This is a genomic window from Erwinia sp. Leaf53 (genome assembly GCF_001422605.1).
Taxonomy (GTDB): Bacteria; Pseudomonadota; Gammaproteobacteria; order Enterobacterales; family Enterobacteriaceae; genus Erwinia.
Window position 1 is genome coordinate 160,117 of the sequence record NZ_LMLK01000024.1, and the last position, 20,806, is coordinate 180,922.

Sequence of the window (20,806 nt, forward strand, 5' to 3'; positions counted from 1 at the left end):
CCGAGTGGTTTATGTCTGTGAAAATTTACTCTGCTGCTATTTTTGCCCTGCTGACGCTGGCGCCCGTTGCTGCACCGCTGGCCGCGCCGTTAACACCCAGTGAGGGAAACTGGACCGCCGCTGAATTTCAGTTTAACAGCGGTGAAAAAATGAAAGGCCTGCGCATTCATTACACCACGCTGGGCTCACCTGATAAACCAGCGGTATTATTACTTCACGGAACCAATCAGCCAATTAAAGCCCTGCTGGCCGACAACTTCGGCGGGCGGTTATTTGGCCCTGGCCAGCCGCTGGACAGTAATAAATATTTCATCATTATGCCGGACAGTATCGGCTCCGGTCAGTCGTCGAAGCCTTCCGACGGCCTGCGCATGGCGTTTCCGCAGTTTGACTACGGCGATATGGTCACCGCGCAGTACCGCTTATTAACAGAGGGGCTGGGTATCCGCCACCTGCGGCTGGTGATGGGCTACTCAATGGGCGGCATGCAGACCTGGCTGTGGGGAGAAAAATACCCGACGATGATGGACCAGCTGGTGCCGATGGCCGCTCAGCCTGCCGAACTTTCCGGCCGCAACTGGATGATGCGCCGGCTGCTGATTGAGTCGATTAAAGGCGACCCGGCCTGGCAGCAGGGCAACTATCAACAGCAACCACCGGCCCTGAAATATGCCAGCACAATGTTCAGCGTCGCCACCACCGGCGGCACGCTCGGCTGGCAGCAGAAGGCACCCACCCGCGCCGCTGCCGACCAGCGCGTTGAGGAACGGCTGGCCGCGCCGGTCACCGCCGATGCCAATGACTTTATTTACCTGTGGGGATCGTCGGCAAATTATAATGCGCAGCGCGATCTGTCGCGTATTAAGGCACCGCTGCTGATCGTTAATTCGGCTGACGACGAACGTAATCCGCCGGAAACCGGATCGCTGACCGCCGATCTGAAAAAATTAAAACGTGCTGAGCTGCTGTTAATTCCGACCGGGAAACAAACCAGCGGGCACGGCACCATGATGTCGGCCGCGCTGTATGAAAAAGAATTAAACGCGTTCCTGAAACAGAACGATAAAAAATAATATTACGCGCGCGATGCACCGGCGTTTGCCGATCGCACCGCGCGCGCCTTACGCACACTGTCTGACTACTGACTCAACCAGCAACAGGGAACACCTTATGCTTCGTCGAATAAAAATCCGTACCGCGCTCAGCCTGATGGTTTTTTCACTGACCGCGCTGCTGCTCTGCGTTGGCCTGCTCGGGCTGGTTGCCGTGCAGTCGGGCAACAAATCCTTTGCCCACGTGGATAAAGAAGTGCTGCCGGGGCTGGTGGCGCTGAATGAGAGCTCCGAGCTGCTGCTGCGCGGCCGGCTCGATCTGCGCCTGTATGAATCGCTGATCGGCAAAGGCGACACCGCCACGGCGAAAGTGGCGCTGGAGCGCGCGCGCGGCAAGGTCGAGGGTGCTTCGGCCAAATGGCAGCAGTACCTGACCTTCCCGCAGTCTGAGGCAGAAAAGGTGATTGCCGATGAGATGGCGGCACACCGTGACACGCTGATGACCACCTTTATCACCCCGGCGTTTGCCGCGCTGGAAGCGGGCAACCTTGATGAGTATCGCCAGCGCGCCGGCCAGTCCACCACGCTGTACGCCGCCTTCGATAAGGCCTCTAAAGCGCTGGTCGCCTTTAAGCTGCAGAGCATCGACCTCGCCTGGGAAGAGTCTAACTCGCGGGTGAAAAGCATGCAGCTGACGCTGACCTTCGCCATCGCGGTTGCACTGCTGCTGGCCGGTCTGGCGTGGTGGGTAATGACCCGTCTGGTGGTAAAACCACTGAATCAGGCGATCGGCGTGTTTGACCGCATCGCCGAAGGCGACCTGCGCGCGCGCATCGACGTCAGCGGCAAAAATGAGATCGCCCGGCTGTTCTCCTCGGTGCAGCGTATGCGCGACGGTCTGGAGAGCATGGTGCTGTCGGTGCGCTACGGCACCAACTCGATCGGCTCCGGCGTGGAAGAGATTGCCTCCGGCAATATCGACCTCTCCAGCCGCACCGAACAGCAGGCGGCGTCGCTGGATGAAACCGCCTCGAGCATGGAACAGATTATGTCGACGGTGAAAAACAACGAAGACAACACCCGTAAGGCCAATGACCTGGCGCAGCAGGCGTCTGACTCGGCGTCGCGCGGCGGCGAGGTGGTGGCCGAAGTGATCCAGACCATGCAGGCCATTGAGCAGAGTTCGGCGCGCATCGGTGACATCGTCAGCGTGATTGACGGCATCGCCTTCCAGACCAACCTGCTGGCGCTGAACGCCGCCGTCGAAGCGGCGCGCGCCGGTGAAGCCGGCCGCGGCTTTGCGGTGGTGGCCTCGGAAGTGCGGGTGCTGGCGCAGCGCAGCGCTACGGCGGCCAAAGAGATCGGCACCATGATCGACGCCTCGCTGAGCAATATCGGCAAGGGCGCCGGGCTGGTCAAAACCGCCGGCAATACCATGGATGAGGTGATGGTCGACGTGAAAAAGGTGGTCGACATTATGGATGAGGTGATGCTGGCCTCAGGCGAACAGACCCGCGGCATTTCGCAGATCAATATCGCCATCAACCAGATGGACGGCGTCACCCAGCAGAACGCCTCGCTGGTCTCCGAAGTGGCCACCGCCGCCAGCGCCCTGCAGCAGCAGGTGGTGCATCTGCAGCAGTCGGTGACCCGCTTCCAGACCGAGGATGACGGGCGGCCGGACGAGGTAGCCGCGTAACGGATTATCTTTTCTGATTTGAGTTTAGGACAAAAAGTTCTTACGATACCCCCACTGGCGGTACCGCTGCCCGGTAGTAAAAAAGCGGTGGACCGCCCTGAAAATTGACCTTCGGGCAGCCTGGCGGCTGCCGTTTGCGTTTTACGCCTCGTTACCTCAACACCAACATCCGGGGCCAGGAATTACACTATGAGCGATAATTTCATCGAACGCATTTCGACGGCGTTGGGTTCAGAAAAAACGCTGGAAGGCTTTGTGCGCCAGCTGCTTGAAATGCTTGAACTGGTCACCGGGATGGAATCCACCTACCTGACGCGGATTGATGACGATCGAATTGAGCAACACATCCTGTTTGCCCGCAACAGCCAGCAGATGCAGATCCCGGAAGGCTTATCGGTGCCCTGGCAGGACACGCTGTGCAAACGGGCGCTGGACGAAGGCCGCACCTACACCTGTAACGTGCCGGAAGTGTGGGGCGACTCGCAGGCGGCCGGCGCGCTGGGCATCACCACCTACGTCAGCACCCCGGTGACCCTTGCCGACGGCGCGATCTTCGGCACCCTGTGTGCGGCCAGCTCGGAGAGCAAACCGCTGACCCAGCGCGCGAATCAGGTGCTGATGCTGTTCTCCGAGCTGATTGCGCAGCATATCCGCCGCGAACAGCTGCTGCAGGAGTTGAGTGAGGCGAACGACGCGCTGACCGCCGTCAGCTATACCGATGAACTGACCCGCCTGCCCAACCGCCGCGCGGTGTTCCATCGCCTGCCGGGGCTGTTCGCCCGCTGCAGCCTGGAGACCCGCTCGGTGCTGCTGGCGTTTGTCGATCTTGACGGTTTTAAGCAGATTAACGACCGCTACGGCCATGAAACCGGCGATGCCTTCCTGCAGGCGATTGCGCTGCGGCTGCAGAGCTTTGCGGCGGTGGACAGCGTGCTCGGGCGGCTGGGTGGCGATGAGTTTATCGTCGCCTGCCCCGGCCCGCTGCAGCAGAGCGACGCCGCTGAAGCGCTACAGGCGCTGCGTGAACAGCTGACGTCGCTTCTCGCCGGGCGCTATCCGCTGGCGGAGTGCACCATTGACTACGCCGGGGCCAGCCTTGGCATCCTCGCGGTGGACCCGCACCTCACCCCGGACCAGGCGGTGCGCGCAGCCGACGCGGCGATGTATCAGGATAAAGCGCGGCGTAAACAGGCCGCGCGCGAGGCCGATCGGCATCCGTGCCTGTAACACGCCCCCTTCCCGTAATGGCTGGCCTCCCGTGCCGCTAGGGCCTAAACCAGCACCTCACCGAAGCGATCGCGATGCTCCTTCGGCGTGCTGGCATAGCTCTTCTTAAACACCGAATAGAAATACTGCAGCGACGGGTAGCCGCACACCTGTGAAATCTCGTTAATCGACAGCGACGAGGTGACCAGCAGCGTGCGCGCCCGCTCCAGCTTCTCCGTGTGGATCGCCGCGTGGATGGTTTCGCCGGTCTCCTCCTTAAAACGCTTCTCCAGATTGGAGCGCGAAATGCCCACCGCATCCAGCACCTGCTCGACCTTAATGCCTTTACAGGCGTTAAAGCGGATGTAGTGCATCGCCTGAATCACCGACGGATCGCGCAGCGAGCGGTAGTCGCTGGAGCGCCGCTCGATCACCTTCACCGGCGGCACCAGGATGCGCTGCAGCGGTAACGACTGTGGCTCCAGCAGGCGGTGCAGCAGTTTCGCCGCCTGATAGCCCATCTGGCGGGTGCCCTGCGCCACCGACGACAGCGCCACCCGCGACAGGTAGCGGGTCAGCTCCTCGTTATCGATGCCAATCACGCTGAGTTTTTCCGGCACCGGGATCTTCAGATGCTCACAGGCCTGCAGCAGATGGCGGGCGCGGGCGTCGGTCACCGCGATAATCCCGGTTTGCGGCGGCAGCGTCTGCAGCCAGTCGGCCAGCCGGTTCTGCGCGTGTTGCCAGTTCTCCGGCGCGGTCTCCATCCCCTGATAAACCACCCCCTGATAGCGTTCTGAAGCGACGATCTGGCGGAAGGCGTGCTCGCGCTCGGCGGCCCAGCGCTTGTCGCTGCCGGCCGGCAGGCCGTAGAAGGCAAAGCGGTTGATGCCCTTCTCTTTCAGGTGCAGAAAGGCGCTCTCGACCAGCGCGCGGTTGTCGGTAGCGATATAGTGTACCGGCGGATAATCCTCCGCCCGGTGATAGGAGCCGCCGACGCCGACCACCGGCACCGCCACCTGACTGAGCACGCTTTCGATCGCCCGGTCGTCATAGTCGGCGATCACCCCGTCGCCCAGCCACTCGCGGATATTGTCGAGGCGACAGCGAAAATCCTCCTCGATAAAAATATCCCAGTCGCTCTGTGAGGCCTGCAGATACTCCCCCACCCCTTCCACCACCTGGCGGTCATAGACCTTGTTGGCATTAAATAACAGCGTGATGCGGTAACGCTTTTCACTCATAACTGCGGCCTCTTCCTTCTGCTGCCCGCACGGGGCTCCTGCATCATCAATAGCACAGCCCGGCGCGTTGTGCATCGCCGGGCAGCGGTGCTCAGGCGCGCCGGCGGGTAACGGCATCCATCCACACCGCCAGCAGCAGGATCCCGCCTTTGACGATGTACTGCCAGAAGGTCGGCACGTCCATCATGCTCATGCCGTTATCCAGCGAGGCCATAATAAACGCCCCCATCACCGCGCCGGCCACCGAACCGACGCCGCCCGCCAGGCTGGTGCCGCCGATCACGCAGGCGGCGATGGCGTCCAGCTCGGCAATATTGCCCGCCGAGGGCGAACCGGCCCCCAGTCGCGAGCTGAGGATCAGCCCGGCGATCGCCACCATCAGGCCGTTGATGGCGAACACCGCCAGCTTGGTGCGCGCCACGTTGATGCCGGAGAGGCGGGCGGCATCGAGGTTGCCGCCGATGGCGTAGATGCGGCGGCCAAAGGCGGTGCGGGTAGCCATAAACAGCCCGGCCAGCAGCAGCAGCGTCAGGATCAGCACCGGGGTGGGCACGCCGCGGTAGTCGTTCAGCAGCCAGATCGCCCCCAGTACCAGCACCGCGGTCAGCGCCTGCCGCCCGATCGTGCCGCCCGCCGCCGGCTGTGGCAGCCCCATGGCGATGCGCCGCAGCCGCAGCCGCCACTGCCAGAGCACAAACAATCCCAGCCCAAGCACCCCACAGCCAAAGCCGATGCCGTCCGGCAGATAGCTCTGGCCGATCTGCGACATCGCCGCCGTGGTCGGCGCCACCGTGCTGCCGTCGGTGATCCCCACCAGGATGCCGCGAAACGCCAGCATCCCGGCGAGGGTGACGATAAACGACGGCACCCGGCGGTAGGCCACCCACCAGCCGTTCCACGCGCCGAGCAGCAGGCCCATCAGCAGCGTGACCACAATGGTCAGCGGCAGCGGCCAGCCGAGCCAGACGTCAAAAATTGCCGCCGCGCCGCCCAGCAGCCCCATCATTGAGCCGACCGACAGGTCGATCTCCGCCGAGATAATGACGAACACCATCCCCACCGCCAGGATGCCGGTGATCGCCGTCTGGCGCAGCAGGTTGGAGATATTGCGCGCGCTCAGCCACGCGCCGTCGGTCATCCAGCTGAAAAACAGGCCGATCAGCAGGATCGCCGCCAGCATCACCAGCATCTGCATATTGATCGTGCGCCCTTTGCCCATTGCTGCGGGCTGCCCGGCCGCCGGTGCGGCGGCAGAATCGGTTTTAAGCATGATGTGGACTCCTCAGGGCGGCATCCATCACCTGCTCCTGGCTCAGATTGTGGTTGAGTAAGTCGGCTTTGATCTGCCCTTCGTGCATCACCAGCACCCGATCGCTGAGCCCCAGCACCTCCGGCAGCTCCGAGGAGATAACGATGATGGCAATCCCCTGGCGCACCAGTTCGGCGATCAGCCGGTAGATCTCAACGCGGGCACCGATATCGATGCCGCGCGTTGGTTCGTCGAGGATCAGAATGCGCGGGTTAAGCTGCAGGCAGCGGGCGATAATCGCCTTCTGCTGGTTACCGCCGCTCAGCCGGCCGATCGCCAGATCGGCGGAGGCGGTTTTCACCCGCAGCCGCGCCAGCCCCTGCTGAATCGCCTCCTGCTCGGCGGCCTCGTCCAGCACCGTCAGCGGGCCGCTGAACTGATCCAGCGCCGCCAGGCTGATGTTTTTTCCCACCGCCATCAGCGGCACGATGCCGTCTTTTTTACGGTCTTCCGGCACCATGGCGATGCCCAGCGCAATCGCCTGCGCGCAGCTGTTAATGGTCACCGGCTGGCCGTCCAGCAGAATGCGCCCCTGCCAGCGCCCCGGCCAGTCACCATACAGACAGCGCACCGTCTCGCTGCGCCCCGCGCCAACCAGCCCGGCGATGCCGAGGATCTCGCCGCGCCTGAGGCTGAACGAGACGTTATCCACCCGGCGAACATTGCGGTTGAGCGGGTGCCAGGCGGTCAGGTTTTCCACCCGCAGGATCTCCTCTCCCGGCGTATGCCGTTCGCTCGGGTAGATGGCGCTCATCTCGCGCCCGACCATCATGGTGATAATGTCATCCTCGCTCATCGCCGCCGCCGGACGGCTGCCGATCGGCTTACCGTCGCGGATCACGCAGATGGTGTCGGAGATAGCTTTCACCTCGCTGAGCTTGTGTGAGATATAGATGCAGGCGATGCCGTGCTCGCGCAGGTTGTTGATAATCTCCAGCAGCACCGCCGTCTCCGGCGCGGTCAGCGACGAGGTCGGCTCATCGAGCACCAGAATGCGCACCTGCTTGTTCAGCGCGCGGGCGATCTCCACCAGCTGCTGCTGGCCGGGCGACAGTTCGCTGACCCGGGTGGCCGGGTCGACGTCCAGCCGCACGCGCGCCAGCAGCTGGCGGCAGCGCAGGGTCATGGTTTCATCATCGACCACGCCGAAGCGGGCAATCTCCGCGCCGAGAAAGATGTTCTCCAGCACCGTCAGCTGCCGCACCAGCGCCAGCTCCTGGTGGATAATCACAATGCCGCGCCGTTCGCTGTCGCGCAGCGTTGCCGCACGCAGCTCCTCGCCGGCAAAGCGGACCTCCCCCTCGTACTCGCCATATGGATAGAGCCCGCACAGCACCTTCATCAGCGTCGACTTGCCGGAGCCGTTTTCGCCGCACAGCGACAGCACTTCCCCGGCGTCCAGCTGCAGGCTGACGTCATCCAGCGCCTTAACGCTGCCAAAACGCTTGGTGATATGGTTCATTTCCAGCAGTCTTGCCACGGTGTCACCTCACTTGCTGAGCCGCCGCACCAGCTGGCGCGGCGGCGTTCCGCTTACAGGCTGCTTTTCTTATGGAAGCCGTCGGCCACCACGGTGCTGTCGATATTGGATTTATCCACCGAAACCGGCGTCAGCAGCCAGGCAGGGACCTCTTTCAGGCCGTTGTTCAGCGTGGCGTTACCGGCGGGCGTCTTGCCTTCGCCCAGCTCGACGGCAATGCGCGCCGCCTCGGCGGCCAGTTTAGTAATCGGCTTGTAGACGGTCATGGTCTGGGTGCCGTTCTCCAGCCGTTTCATCGCCGCCAGGTCGGCGTCCTGACCGGAGATCGCCACCTTACCCGCCAGCCCCTGGGCGCTCAGCGCCTGAATGGCGCCGCCGGCGGTAGCGTCATTGGAGGCCACCACCGCATCAATCTTATTACCGTTGGCGGTCAGGGCATTTTCCATAATCTTCAGCGCATTCTCCGGCAGCCAGGCGTCGACCCACTGATCGCCCACCACCTTGATTTTTCCGCTGTCGATCAGCGGCTGCAGCACCTTCATCTGCCCGGCGCGGAACAGGCGGGCGTTATTATCCACCGGCGATCCGCCCATCAGAAAATAATTACCGGAAGGCACGCGGCTGACCAGGCTTTGCGCCTGCAGTTCACCGACCTTCTCATTATCAAACGAAATATAGTAATCAATATCGGCGTTATTAATCAGCCGATCGTAGGCCAGCACCTTAATGCCTTCGCGGTGGGCCTCTTTTATCACGTTACTCAGCACCTGGCCGTTATAGGGAATAATCACCAGCACGTCGACGCCGCGGTTGATCATATTTTCAATCTGCGCCATCTGCGTTTCTTCATTGCCGTTGGCCGACTGCACAAACACTTTCGCCCCCAGCGCTTCGGCCTTGCTGACAAAGATATCGCGATCTTTCTGCCAGCGCTCCAGCCGCAGGTCATCGATCGCCATACCGATTTTTACCTCTTTCGCCGTGGCGGCCTGGCTGAACAATGCCAGCGCAGCGCAGGCGGCAAGCAGGGTGATTTTCATTTTCATCGTTGATCCCTTTCAGTTGCGGTTGTTGTTATCAGGGTACAGGGTGACGGGCTGCTGAATTGTTGACCGGGTTTTGGCGGGGCGGCAATTACAGATTTTCCTCCTGCCGTTATGTTTTTTGCCATTCGGGAGGCAACTCACAGTTAGCAATTATCTTAATCTCAGAGTGAAATAACATAATTGAGCGCCCCGCCGTCACCGGTAACAATCACCGCATCTTCTCGCTCACCCTACTTCCGCACTAAGGAGTTTCAGATGCAGGATTATTTCGACCAGATCGGCCGTATTCAGTATGAAGGCCCACAAAGCACCAATCCGCTGGCCTTCCGCCACTACAATCCTGACCAGCGGGTGCTGGGCAAAACCATGGCGCAGCACCTGCGCTTCGCCGCCTGCTACTGGCACACCTTCTGCTGGGGCGGCACCGATATGTTCGGCGTCAGCGCGTTCGACCGCCCGTGGCTGAGCAACGGCGACGGCATGGCGCTGGCGCGGCAGAAAGCCGACGTCGCCTTTGAGTTTTTCCACAAGCTCAACGTGCCCTACTACTGCTTCCACGACATCGACGTGGCACCGGAGGGTGACTCGCTGCGCACCTACCTCTCCAACGCGGCGGAGATCACCGACGTGCTGCTGGAGAAACAGGAACAGAGCGGCGTGAAGCTGCTGTGGGGCACCGCCAACTGCTTTACCCACCCGCGATACGGTGCCGGTGCGGCCACCAACCCGGACCCGGAGGTGTTTGCCTGGGCCGCCAGCCAGGTGACCAGCGCGATGCACGCCACCCACAAACTGGGCGGGGAAAACTACGTGCTGTGGGGCGGCCGCGAGGGCTATGAAACCCTGCTGAACACCGACCTGCGCCAGGAGCGCGAGCAGATCGGCCGCTTTATGCAGATGGTGGTCGAGCATAAACACAAAATCGGTTTCCAGGGGCTGCTGCTGATCGAACCCAAACCGCAGGAACCCACCAAGCACCAGTACGACTATGACGTTGCCTCGGTGTACGGCTTCCTGAAACAGTTCGGGCTGGAAAAAGAGATCAAGGTCAACGTTGAGGCCAACCACGCCACCCTCGCCGGCCACTCGTTCCACCATGAGATCGCCACCGCCATCGCCCTCGGCATTTTCGGCTCGGTGGACGCCAACCGCGGCGATCCGCAGCTGGGCTGGGATACCGACCAGTTCCCGAACAGCGTGGAGGAGAACGCGCTGGTGATGTATGAGATCCTCAAGGCGGGCGGCTTCACCACCGGCGGCCTGAACTTTGACGCCAAGGTGCGCCGCCAGAGCACCGATAAATACGATCTGTTCTACGGCCATATCGGCGCGATGGACACCATGGCGCTGGCGCTGAAGGTGGCGGCGAAGATGATTGAAAGCGGCGAACTCGACCAGCGCGTGGCGCGCCGCTACAGCGGCTGGAACGGCGAGATGGGCCAGCAGATCCTTAAGGGCGAGTTCACCCTCGACGGCCTGGCGCAGCACGCCAGCCAGCACAACTTCCTGCCGCAGCACCAGAGCGGCCGCCAGGAGCTGCTGGAAAATCTGGTGAACGGCTATCTGTTCGATCGTTAACCTGACTGGAGATGGGCACATGGTAATAGGCATCGATCTCGGCACCTCCGGCGTGAAGGTGGTGCTGCTCAACGCTGACGGCGGGCTGCTGGCCAGCCACAGCGCGCCGCTCGACGTCTCACGCCCGCGGCCGCTGTGGAGCGAACAGGATCCGGAGAGCTGGTGGCGGGCCACCGACCAGGCGATGTGCGGGCTGGCGCAGCAGCATGACCTTAGCGGCGTACGGGCCATCGGTCTGAGCGGCCAGATGCACGGTGCCACCCTGCTGGACGCCGACGGCGGGACAATTCGCCCGGCGATCCTGTGGAATGACGGGCGCAGCGCCGCCCAGTGTGCGGCGCTGGAAGAGGCGGTGCCGGATGCCCGCGCCATTACCGGCAACCTGATGATGCCGGGTTTTACCGCACCAAAACTGCTGTGGCTTAAAGAACACGAACCGCAGCACTTTGCCCGCATTGCCAGAGTGCTGCTGCCGAAGGACTGGCTGCGCTGGCGGATGACCGGCGAGTTCGCCAGCGATATGTCGGATGCCGCCGGCACCCTGTGGCTGAACGTGGCGCAGCGCGACTGGAGCGAACCGCTGCTGGCCGCCTGTGGCCTGACGCGGGCACAGATGCCGCGGCTGGTGGAGGGTAACGCCTTCACCGGCCGGCTCAGCGCGGCGCTGGCCGCGCGCTGGGGGATCGGCGAGGTGCCGCTGGTGGCCGGCGGCGGCGACAACGCCGCCGGGGCGATCGGCGTTGGCCTGACGGAACCGGGCCAGGCGATGCTGTCGCTCGGCACCTCCGGGGTTTACTTTGTGGTCAGCGACGGCTTTGCCAGCAACCCGCAGCGGGCGGTGCACAGCTTCTGCCACGCGCTGCCCGGCCGCTGGCACCTGATGTCGGTGATGCTCAGCGCCGCCTCCTGCCTTGACTGGGCGGCGCGGCTCACCGGCTGTGCCGACGTGGCAGCGCTGCTGGCGGAGGCCGAACGCGCCAGCGACGATCGGCCGCTGCCGCTGTTTCTGCCCTACCTCTCCGGCGAGCGCACGCCGCATAACAATCCGGCGGCCAGCGGGGTGTTCTTTGGCCTGACCCATCAGCACGGGCGGCCGGAGCTGGCGCGGGCGGTGCTGGAAGGGGTGAGCTTTGCGCTGGCGGAGGGCATGGACGCCGTTCACGCCTGCGGCGCACGGCCGGAGAGCATCCGGCTGATCGGCGGCGGCGCGCGCAGCGAACTGTGGCGGCAGATGCTGGCGGACGTCAGCGGACAGACGCTGGACTACGTAGAGGGAGGCGAGGTCGGCCCGGCGCTGGGTGCCGCACAGCTGGCGCGGATGGCGCTGAATCCGGATGTGCCGCTGGCGGATCTGCTGCCCGCGCTGCCGCTGCTGCAGCGCCACCGGCCCGATGCCGCACGCCACCAGGCGTATCAGCCGCAGCGCGCGCGCTTCGCGCAGCTCTATCAACAGCTGGAATCGTTGATGCACTGAGGATGCTGGTGCTGGTGCTGGTGCTGGCAGGTGCAGAAAACAAAAGGCCCACCGCGTTGGCGATGGGCCTTTTGCCGTTAATTTTTTACCCCTTCCGGCGCTTATCTCCGGCACTCACTGGTGTTAGCTCTGCGAGGGGCAGGAGCGATAATATGATCCAGGAATAATCCTAACAAGAGAAAAATGGAGATTTGTGCGTCAGGCCAAATTTTTACTGCATAATCGGCCTGGGTATCGCACTTCACTCTCGATCACCTGAGCTGACTGACCCTCTTTTAACTGCTGACAGGCTATTGATAGTAAATCCCTTCAGCCTCCAGTTCACGAATGACCCGATAGTCACGCCACAACTGATGTTTATCGTTACTGACCAGATACACCGTACCGGGCTGGCTGAACACATCTTTGGTCTCACTGACCGCCTGGCCGTCAGCCAGATAGAATTCGACCTTTTTAAATGACGGCAACGCCTGCAGCCGTGCCAGAAACGCCCCGCTGGCAAAGCGCCCGGCTCGCGGACCGATCAGGCTGACATTAAAAGCGTGGTTTTTCAGCCGGTAAACCGGCTCTTTTGTCAGCTCCGTAAACCGCTGTGGCTGAGAGAGTGAGAGTGCCGTCGCCCGCAGTTGCCCCATTCCCGTCGTGCAGTCGACAATTTCCGGACGCAGTATGCCATCGCTACGGGCGGCAATTTCGACCAGGCAGGGCCCGTCGGCGGTTAACATCACTTCTGCATGGCTGGGGCCGTTTTCAATACCCAGGCAGTCGCAAACACGGTGCGTGTAGGCCACCAGCCCGGCAAACTCGCCGGCTGAAGCTTCGATAATTTCATCAATATCATAGACAACATTGCCTCCCGCCAGCTGCCGTTTATGGTAGCGCACCACTTCCGTGACCAGCCTGAGGCTATTCAGAGAGACAAAATTCACCACATATTCTGTTCCCGTCAGAAAGGACTGCAGCAGAACGGCATCATTGGTGCTGTTCATGCGGTTTTTTTGATTAATAAGACGGTCAAACGCCGACCTGACCCGGTCTTCGCTGTTGCAGATAAATACACCATCTGAACCGGCACTATCCAGCGGTTTCACCACCACCGGATAAGGCTGTTCGCTCAGCCAGTTTACCGCCTGTGGCCACTGGCAGACTTTGCACTGAGTCGTGGCGGTTATACCGGCTTCACGCAGCGCTTCAATCATCTCAAACTTGTTACGGCGGGCAGCACGCTGTGAAAAATCATTTCTGTATTTAAAGTTCTGTGACTGGTTAATCCAGTCAGTGAGTTCGACGCCCGTTTCCGCGCCGCACAGTACGCCTTCCGCACCGAACTCACGGATAATATCCAGTGTTAACCCAGGGGAGGAATGGCAATAACAGTGTTGATAAATGGAAGAATCAAATCCCTGGTAGTAGTAGTCATCCAGTGAGGTGTCCGAGGCGATATGAATCATTTTACAGCCCGCCTCGCTTAAATGACGGGCAATAAATTTACCTGAAGAAAAACCATCAACCACTACGATCCTGTTCATTTTTCACCTCCCGACTGTGTTGCAGAGAAATACTTACTGATACCAAGCAATGCCAACAGTGCCGTAAGAACTAACACCGCAATGATGGTCTGCCATGACACGGCAATACGCCTGTCGGTAAACTGAAATGCAAGGGTAAATACAGGAATCAACAACATCAGAAAGGCAATATGCAGAGGACTGAGTGCCCAATGGATTTTTGTATAAGAAAAATAGGAATAATATGACCAACAACAGACAGTAAGACCACAATCAAAAAATAAATCACATCAAGCTGCAGAGATATATGCATAACTGCACTATACAGTAACGCGGTAAAAAGAATTAATACATTCCTGCAGCCGAGGATTTCACTGGCACTCCATTTCTTATTTACTAATGATTTGGAAAACAAAGTATAGAGCACGGTTCCCACGGCACTCAGTAATACACAGATGATACCGATGGCTCTCTCCGCCGCGCTGGTGGAGGTCACTCCGCTACTGCCAACCCATGAATTAATCAGCATAATCATTACGCCGCTCATAACCGCCCAGGAAATGACCGACTCGGCTTTATCCGGCCTGGTAGTAAAACCGGAGAAAAATCGCGATAAAATGATCGTCAGTGCCGGGCCACATGCCACAGAAGCAATCCCGACTACCGCCGGTTCAAGGTATTTCAACGAGATGATAAGCCCACCCCAGTTGAGCAATACCGCAACATTAATCAGCAGCAGATTTTTTTTATTCTTGTTCACCTTAGTCAGATAAGCACGACCATTGCGCATCAGTGCCAGAGTCAAAAAAACCATTGTTGCCATTGCAAAACACCAGGTGATAAACACTGAAGAGTCGAGTACCTGAGTCACTTTAGCGATATACACATCCGACATAGCGCTGATAACACAAAACATAATGCCGCAGGTAATGCCGCTTGCAATAATTTTGCTCATCATTTCCTTACTCCCTGAGACTAATATTAAGTCATTCCATAACCGTGACCGGTTAATAGCTTACCCCTTGCAAAACCACCCTAAAAACCATCAAAAATGATACCTGCCACCTACTTTAACTCACCTGCTATTTCGTGATACATCAGTATAAAAAACAGATCAAGAGCTTAAGTTGCCATAAATCATGATTTAAAAAAATCTGTGATCGCGCGATGAGATCAGCACTTACCTGAAATAAATCTTCAAATGTCACTAGTAATAAATCCATTTATACAAAAAATGAAAATTAATTTCCCTGTCCTTATGCTATCTGAAAGAAATCCCTGAAAAATATTCACCACCGCCCCCGCTACGCCATAGCGTTGTTTGCGATAAGTCAACGTGCCGGAACTGACCACCGTGTGCAGCCTGGTGAACAACCGTGAACAGATCTACACGGCGGAGATGTTTCTGTTGGTCGGCGTGCTCTGTTACCTGCTGTGCAGCGGGCTGGCCGGGCTGGCAAAGGGGCTGCAGCGGCGGCATAGCGCCCTGGCCCGCGTGACATAACTAAAAAATGGCTTAAGTAAAATCTGCCGCTGCCGATAATCTGCGACAGGAGTCACTCAGTGGATCGCGTTATGCTCAGCATTAATACCAACCTCTCTGCGTTAAAGATCGAAAACAATGCGGCCAAAAGCGGCAGCTCGCTGGCGGACGCCATTCTTCGGTTATCTTCCGGCATGCGTATCAACGGTGCTAAGGATGATGCGGCAGGTCAGGCGATCGCCAACCGCATGAGCAGCCAGCAGAGCGGGCTGGCGCAGGCCAGTCGTAACGCCGGCGACGGTATCTCGCTGGTGGAGACCACCGAAGGGGCGCTGAGCGAGATCAACAACCGCCTGCAGCGCATCCGCCAGCTGGCGGTACAGGGGCTGAGCGACGTTAATACGCTGGAAGATGGCGACGCCATTCAGGCCGAGATCAACCTCAACCTGAAGGAGATTGCCCGACTGAACGGCAGCGCCAGCTTTAACGGCATCAGCGTGCTGGACGGCAGCGCCGGTAAACTGGCTATTCAGGTGGGGGCTAACGATCGCGATTCTGTCAGTGTGGATCTCTCCGCTCCGGGCTTCAGCATTGACGAACTGGGTCTGAAGGACCTGGTGATCAACGGTATTAAAAGCGCCGTCACCACGGTTAACAGGGTGATCGGCAGCGCCAGCAATCTGTCGCTTGCCGATCCTAACGTGGCGGTGAATTTCACCACGCCGACCGCGATGAGCGACAGGCAGCTGGTCAGAAGCAGCGCCAACAACCAGCTCTATATCCAGGGTAACGACGGCGACGGCAAGGCGGTTTACTATCCGGCCGTCCGTGCCGGCAGCTGGGATACCGCTACCGGCCAGGGTTACATTACCGTAGATGCCAGTAGCGCCAGCCCGCTCTACGCAAACGTACCGCAGATCCCCGCCCGCAGCATCACCAGCTACAGCTACCTTGATGACAACGGGGCCGCGCTGCCCGCCAGCCCGGCCCCGTCGCTGACCCTCAGCAACGGTCAGTACTACGTTGAGCAGAATGATATCTACTACCCGGCGACGCTGAGTTTTGACGCCAGCGGTGCCGCCACCGCCACCCTGACCGGGGCCGGCGGCCAGCTGGACAGCGCGTTTTCCCCGCTGCCGGCCCAGGTCACCACCACGCCGGCCGTTGATACCACCAGCCCCGCACTGAGCTACAGCGACGCCAGCGGCAATCCGCTGCCCGCAGGGGATGCCAGACTGCTGAAGTCGGGCAGCCAGTACCTGCTGCAGGTGGATGACGGCAGCGGCAACCCGCAGTACTTTAACGCCACCTTCGCGGCGGAGACCGACGGCAGCAGCACGACGCTGGCGGTGCGCGCCACCGACGCCATTAATCTCAACAGCTTTAGCGCGGTGACCACCATCACTGGCACCTCAACGGTGACCCTTGACCCGGCAAAGGTGCAACTCAACTACACCAGCGCCAAAGGCGAAACGGCCACCGACGTGCTGCGATCCGACGGCAACGGCGGCTATCTGTTAGACCTGCCGGACATGGGCAAAACCGCCACGCTGGTCAGCCAGGACAGCGACGGCACGCTGCTGTTAAAAACCAGCAACGGCGTCGGTGACGTGCAGATTTACTTCAGGGCCACCGTCAGCGCCAGCACCGACACCAGCACCAACTACACGGTGATGACGGTGCGCGAAGTCGGCGCGGAAATCCGCCTGCGCCATCCGGATAACCCGCTGGCGACGCTGGATGCCGCCATCGCCCGCGTCGACAGCAAACGGTCCCAGATGGGGGCGATTTCCAACCGCCTGAGCTCGGTACAGAACCTGCAAAACAGCACCGGCGTGGCGCTGGCCGCCGCCCGCTCACGCATTGAGGATGCCGACTACGCCAGCGAAGTGTCGGCGATGAGCCGGGCGCAGATCCTGCAGCAGTCCGGCAGCCAGCTGCTGGCAAAGGCGAAGCTGGAGCCGCAGGCGGTGCTGGCGCTGCTGCAGAACTAGTTCATAACACAGAGGTGCACGGGCAGGCGTCGCGCCGCCCGTGAGCGTGGGCCCGGTCAGTCACCGGGCCGCGCCCCAGGGCGCGATCAAATCCGCCCGGCGCTCCCGCAGATACGGATTTTTTCCTGCACCACCTGCTTCATCGCCCGCTTGCCGGGTGCCAGATAGTCGCGCGGATCGCTGGAGCCGGGGTTATCCTGGAACCAGGCCTTCACCGCATCCGAGAAGGCGATCTTCAGCTCGGTGGCCACGTTGACCTTGCAGATCCCCAGCTCAATTGACCGTCTGAGCATCGCCTCCGGAATGCCGGACGCACCGTGCAGCACCAGCGGAACGCTGACCTGCTCGCGAATGCGCGCCAGCCGGGTAAAGTCCAGCTTAGGTTCGCCCTGATACAGGCCGTGGGCAGAACCGATCGCCACCGCCAGCGAGTCGATGCCGGTGCGGTGGATATACTCGGCGGCGCGGTCCGGATCGGTAAAGAAGCTGTCCTTTTCATCGACCACCAGATCGTCCTCCTGGCCGCCCAGCCGCCCCAGCTCTGCCTCCACGCTGGCGTCATAGCGATGGCACAGCTGCACCACCTGCGCCACCCGGGCGATATTCTCCTCGAAGGCACAGTGTGAAGCGTCGATCATCACCGATCGTACCCCGGCCTTGACCTTGGTTTCGATATCGCTGAACACCTCATGATGATCGAGATGCAGGGCGATCGGCAGATTGTACTGCTGCGCCGCCTGCTGGCAAATCGCCACCAGATAGTGCAGGCCAGCGTAGCCATAGGTGCCGGTGGTGCCGGCCATAATCACCGGTGAGCCCATTTCGGCCGCCGTTTCGGCAATCACCTGTACGGTTTCCAGGTTATGAATATTAAACGCCGGAACGGCGTAGCCCTGCTGCTGCGCGTCGTTCAGCATCGCGCGATTAGAGACCAGATACATTATGCTTCCCCTGCCTGCTGTGGTGAAAAATCGAGCATGATTTTGCCGCTCATCGGCCCGCCCTGCAGCTCACTGACCGCCGCCGCGTAGACCTCCGGCCCGCCCTGCACCGCAATCAACGCGGTCAGGTCAATCTCGCCGGCCGCGAACAGCTGCGCGGCCTGCTGCCACTCCACGCCGGGCCAGTCGCCGGAGTAGTTCATCCAGCTGCCCAGCAGCCGCAGCTCCTTGCGCAGGATCAGCCCGAAGGTGGCGCTGCTGAGGGCCAGATCGCGGTGCAGCGTGCCGATCAGTCCGATCTGCGCCTGCGGGCCGGCAATCTCTATGCTCAGCGCCACGGTCTGCGGCGCGCCGGCGGTTTCAAGGATCAGCTGGTCGAAACGGCGCTCCTCCAGCGCCTGGCGGATCGCCGCCGCATCCATCTCCGCGCTGTTAAACACCCGATCGGCACCCAGCCGTTGCGCCAGCGCCAGCCGCTCGGGGTTGAGGTCGATGGCGGTGACCGAACGTGCGCCCAGCGCCTTCGCCGCCTGCATCGCCAGCAGGCCGATGGTGCCCGCCCCCACCACAATCACCGCTTTGTTACGGCAGCCGCCGGCCAGTTCGAGGGTATGCAGGCTGACGGTCAGGGGTTCAAAGAAGGCGCCGGCCAGCGGCGAGGTACCCGGCGGCAGAGCGAACAGGTTACGGCGCGGCAGCACGATGACTTCGCGGTTGCCGCCGTCGCTGCGTGAACCGATAAAGCGGTAGTGGCGGCACTGCGACCACAGCTGACGACGACACTCATCGCACTCAAAACAGGGCTGCAGAGGCACGCAGGCCACCAGATCGCCGACCGCCAGATCGCTGACGTCGGGACCGGTTGCCGTCACCCGGCCACAGAACTCGTGGCCGAGGGTAATCGGGTAAAAATGGGCACCCTGATGAAAGATCCGCGGGATATCCGAGCCGCAGAGCCCGGAACAGAGCACCTCGACCCGGACCTCATCGGCGGTTTCAATCTGAGGCAACGGTCTTTCTTCAACCGTAACGCTGCCTCCGGCGTGGATCACGACAGATTTCATGGTATTAACTCCGGGAGTGACGGGGTTACCCCCGTCTGAACTTCAGATCAGGATAGATTCCCGTTAAGCCGGGTGTCGCCGGGCTGCGCGGCAGGGGTGGCACGGCGCGCACGGCGCCAGGTAAGTACCACCCCGAGCAGATAAATCGTGCCAATCACCGTCAGCGCCGTCACGTTCTGCCAGGTCATCAGCTGGATCAGCAGGTAGGTAATCGGTGAACCACCCTGGTCCATTGATGCCACCTGGCCGCCGGCCTTCAGCGCGCCGGCGTTGGCCGCCAGCTGGGTATGCAGGCCGATAGTCTGGGTGGCGATCCACAGCGTCATGCCCATAATGATGATGCCGGAGATCAGCGTGCGGAACAGGTTGCCCTGGTGCACCGCCACCGCCATCGCCACAAAGAAGCCGATGGTTGCCAGGTCCCCGAACGGCAGCACGCGGTTACCCGGCAGCAGCACCGCAATCAGAATGGTCAGCGGGATAAAGATCAGACTGGCCGAGACCACCGCGGTGTGGCCGAGCAGCAGCGCCGGGTCAAGGCCGATCAGGAACTCCTGGCCGCCAAACTTCGCCTGCAGACGTTTACGCGCCTGTTTGGCAATCGGATTCAGGCCATCCATAATTGGCTTAATCACCCGCGGCATCAGCAGCATCACCGCCGCGGTTTTCACCGCCAGCTGCAGCACGCCTTTGGCGTCATACCCGGCCAGCAGACCGATCAGGATGCCCATAATAAAGCCCACCGTGACCGGTTCGCCGAAGGCACCGAAACGCTTCTGGACATCGTCGGCGCTAAAGTGAATGCGTTTCAGGCCGGGGATTTTTTCAATCACCGCATCAACCAGTACCGCTACCGGCCCCATCCAGGCCGAAGAGCCGTGCGGCACCGCAATACCGTCGAGATCGAAAAACTGCTTCGTGTCACGGGCAAACCAGTCACCGAGCTTGTAGGCAAACGCCGCATGCACCACCACGCCCAGCATGCCTACCCAGTATGATCCGGTCGCCAGATGCAGCATCGCGCCGGTGAAGGTCATATGCCAGATGTTCCAGATGTCGACGTTGACCACCCGCGTCATGCGGGTCACCAGCATCAGGATATTGACGCCGATCGCCACCGGAATAGCCACCAGCGCAATCTGCGAGGCCCAGGTCATCGGGGAGGAGCCAGGCCAGCCGACGTCAACCACGTCGAGGCCGATCTCAAAGTTGGCCGCCATCGCCTTCGCCGCCGGCCCGATCGAGTCGAGCATCAGACCAATCACCAGCCCGATGCCGACAAAACCGATGCCGATGTGCAGGCCCGATTTGAAGGCATCCCCGACCTTCATCCCCATCCCCACCGAGAACAGGATAATCACCACCGGCAGCATCACCGTCGGACCGAGATCGAGGATATAGCGCATGATGTCAGTAAACATGAGCCTACCCCTGCAGCAGCGTAAGGATCTTCTGGCGCAGTGCATCAATGCCCACGCCGGAAATAAACGGCATTCCGTGGACTACCGGAATGTCACCAAACTGCCGGTCGACCCGGGCGGTGGTGCAGATCAGATCGACGCCGTCCAGATAGGTTTCAATCTCATTGACCCGGCACTGCACCAGCTCAACCTGAATACCGTACTCATCGCACAGCTCTTTAATCTCTTCTGCGGCCATGGTGGAGGTGGCGACAGCGCCTCCGCAGGCGACGATCACTTTACGTTTCATTGTTATTCTCCGTTTGCA

General features: G+C 60.7%; 17 protein-coding genes. 7 read left to right on the forward strand and 10 right to left on the reverse strand.

Annotated elements, in window-relative coordinates; all coding sequences use genetic code 11:
• Nucleotides 1–11 precede the first annotated feature (11 nt).
• From ASF13_RS19200 to ASF13_RS19210, 3 genes are all read left to right on the forward strand, one after another.
• On the forward strand, nucleotides 12–1,073 hold the full coding sequence (locus tag ASF13_RS19200) for an alpha/beta fold hydrolase (protein ID WP_056240186.1): 1,062 nt from the start codon (nucleotides 12–14) through the stop codon (nucleotides 1,071–1,073).
• A gap of 97 nt (nucleotides 1,074–1,170) precedes the next feature.
• Nucleotides 1,171–2,751 (forward strand): methyl-accepting chemotaxis protein, encoded by a 1,581-nt coding sequence (locus tag ASF13_RS19205; RefSeq protein ID WP_056240189.1) that lies wholly within the window; start codon nucleotides 1,171–1,173, stop codon nucleotides 2,749–2,751.
• A gap of 189 nt (nucleotides 2,752–2,940) precedes the next feature.
• The gene (locus ASF13_RS19210; RefSeq protein ID WP_056240193.1) at nucleotides 2,941–3,978 is read left to right on the forward strand and encodes a sensor domain-containing diguanylate cyclase; all 1,038 of its coding nucleotides are present in this window, start codon (nucleotides 2,941–2,943) and stop codon (nucleotides 3,976–3,978) included.
• A 44-nt stretch (nucleotides 3,979–4,022) separates the two neighbouring features.
• Here the strand turns inward: ASF13_RS19210 and xylR are convergent, their stop codons facing one another.
• The 4 genes from xylR to xylF all read right to left on the reverse strand — a co-directional run bounded on the left by xylR (nucleotide 4,023) and on the right by xylF (nucleotide 9,036).
• Nucleotides 4,023–5,201 carry a D-xylose utilization transcriptional activator XylR gene (gene xylR, locus ASF13_RS19215; protein ID WP_056240556.1) on the reverse strand — a complete coding sequence of 393 codons (1,179 nt, stop codon included), beginning with the start codon at nucleotides 5,199–5,201 and terminating at the stop codon, nucleotides 4,023–4,025.
• A gap of 91 nt (nucleotides 5,202–5,292) precedes the next feature.
• Nucleotides 5,293–6,420 (reverse strand): xylose ABC transporter permease XylH, encoded by a 1,128-nt coding sequence (gene xylH / locus ASF13_RS19220; protein ID WP_235515074.1) that lies wholly within the window; start codon nucleotides 6,418–6,420, stop codon nucleotides 5,293–5,295.
• A gap of 43 nt (nucleotides 6,421–6,463) precedes the next feature.
• On the reverse strand, nucleotides 6,464–7,990 hold the full coding sequence (locus ASF13_RS19225; protein WP_101506535.1) for a xylose ABC transporter ATP-binding protein: 1,527 nt from the start codon (nucleotides 7,988–7,990) through the stop codon (nucleotides 6,464–6,466).
• 53 nt (nucleotides 7,991–8,043) lie between these two features.
• Entirely contained in the window at nucleotides 8,044–9,036 is a 993-nt protein-coding gene (gene xylF, locus ASF13_RS19230; protein WP_056240203.1) for a D-xylose ABC transporter substrate-binding protein, read from the reverse strand.
• Between the two features lie 255 nt (nucleotides 9,037–9,291).
• Between xylF and xylA the strand changes: the two genes are divergently transcribed.
• A complete protein-coding gene (xylA, locus tag ASF13_RS19235; RefSeq protein WP_056240205.1) occupies nucleotides 9,292–10,614 on the forward strand; it encodes a xylose isomerase in 1,323 nt (440 codons plus the stop codon).
• Nucleotides 10,615–10,633: 19 nt separating this feature from the next.
• Complete coding sequence (gene xylB / locus ASF13_RS19240) at nucleotides 10,634–12,088, forward strand: xylulokinase (protein WP_056240207.1); 1,455 nt, start codon at nucleotides 10,634–10,636, stop codon at nucleotides 12,086–12,088.
• A gap of 290 nt (nucleotides 12,089–12,378) precedes the next feature.
• Here the strand turns inward: xylB and ASF13_RS19245 are convergent, their stop codons facing one another.
• Together ASF13_RS19245 and ASF13_RS19250 are read right to left on the reverse strand one after the other, a co-directional pair.
• Nucleotides 12,379–13,617: an ATP-grasp domain-containing protein gene (locus ASF13_RS19245; protein ID WP_056240210.1), complete on the reverse strand. Its 1,239-nt coding sequence runs from the start codon at nucleotides 13,615–13,617 to the stop codon at nucleotides 12,379–12,381.
• Between the two features lie 157 nt (nucleotides 13,618–13,774).
• A complete protein-coding gene (locus ASF13_RS19250; protein ID WP_233209040.1) occupies nucleotides 13,775–14,554 on the reverse strand; it encodes a DMT family transporter in 780 nt (259 codons plus the stop codon).
• Nucleotides 14,555–14,932: 378 nt separating this feature from the next.
• Between ASF13_RS19250 and ASF13_RS23785 the strand changes: the two genes are divergently transcribed.
• Complete coding sequence (locus tag ASF13_RS23785; RefSeq protein ID WP_369814401.1) at nucleotides 14,933–15,100, forward strand: hypothetical protein; 168 nt, start codon at nucleotides 14,933–14,935, stop codon at nucleotides 15,098–15,100.
• Between the two features lie 59 nt (nucleotides 15,101–15,159).
• Nucleotides 15,160–17,073, forward strand: a complete 1,914-nt coding sequence (locus ASF13_RS19255; protein ID WP_056240213.1) for a flagellin — start codon at nucleotides 15,160–15,162, stop codon at nucleotides 17,071–17,073.
• Nucleotides 17,074–17,159: 86 nt separating this feature from the next.
• Here the strand turns inward: ASF13_RS19255 and ASF13_RS19260 are convergent, their stop codons facing one another.
• From ASF13_RS19260 to gatB, 4 genes are read right to left on the reverse strand one after another with little or no spacing between them, the layout of a single operon-like run.
• Nucleotides 17,160–18,014, reverse strand: a complete 855-nt coding sequence (locus tag ASF13_RS19260; protein ID WP_056240216.1) for a tagatose bisphosphate family class II aldolase — start codon at nucleotides 18,012–18,014, stop codon at nucleotides 17,160–17,162.
• Entirely contained in the window at nucleotides 18,014–19,078 is a 1,065-nt protein-coding gene (locus ASF13_RS19265; protein ID WP_056240219.1) for an alcohol dehydrogenase catalytic domain-containing protein, read from the reverse strand. Before ASF13_RS19265 ends, ASF13_RS19260 begins: the two co-directional genes overlap by 1 nt.
• A gap of 47 nt (nucleotides 19,079–19,125) precedes the next feature.
• Complete coding sequence (locus ASF13_RS19270; RefSeq protein ID WP_056240222.1) at nucleotides 19,126–20,499, reverse strand: galactitol-specific PTS transporter subunit IIC; 1,374 nt, start codon at nucleotides 20,497–20,499, stop codon at nucleotides 19,126–19,128.
• 4 nt (nucleotides 20,500–20,503) lie between these two features.
• On the reverse strand, nucleotides 20,504–20,788 hold the full coding sequence (gatB, locus tag ASF13_RS19275; protein WP_056240225.1) for a PTS galactitol transporter subunit IIB: 285 nt from the start codon (nucleotides 20,786–20,788) through the stop codon (nucleotides 20,504–20,506).
• Nucleotides 20,789–20,806: the final 18 nt, after the last annotated feature.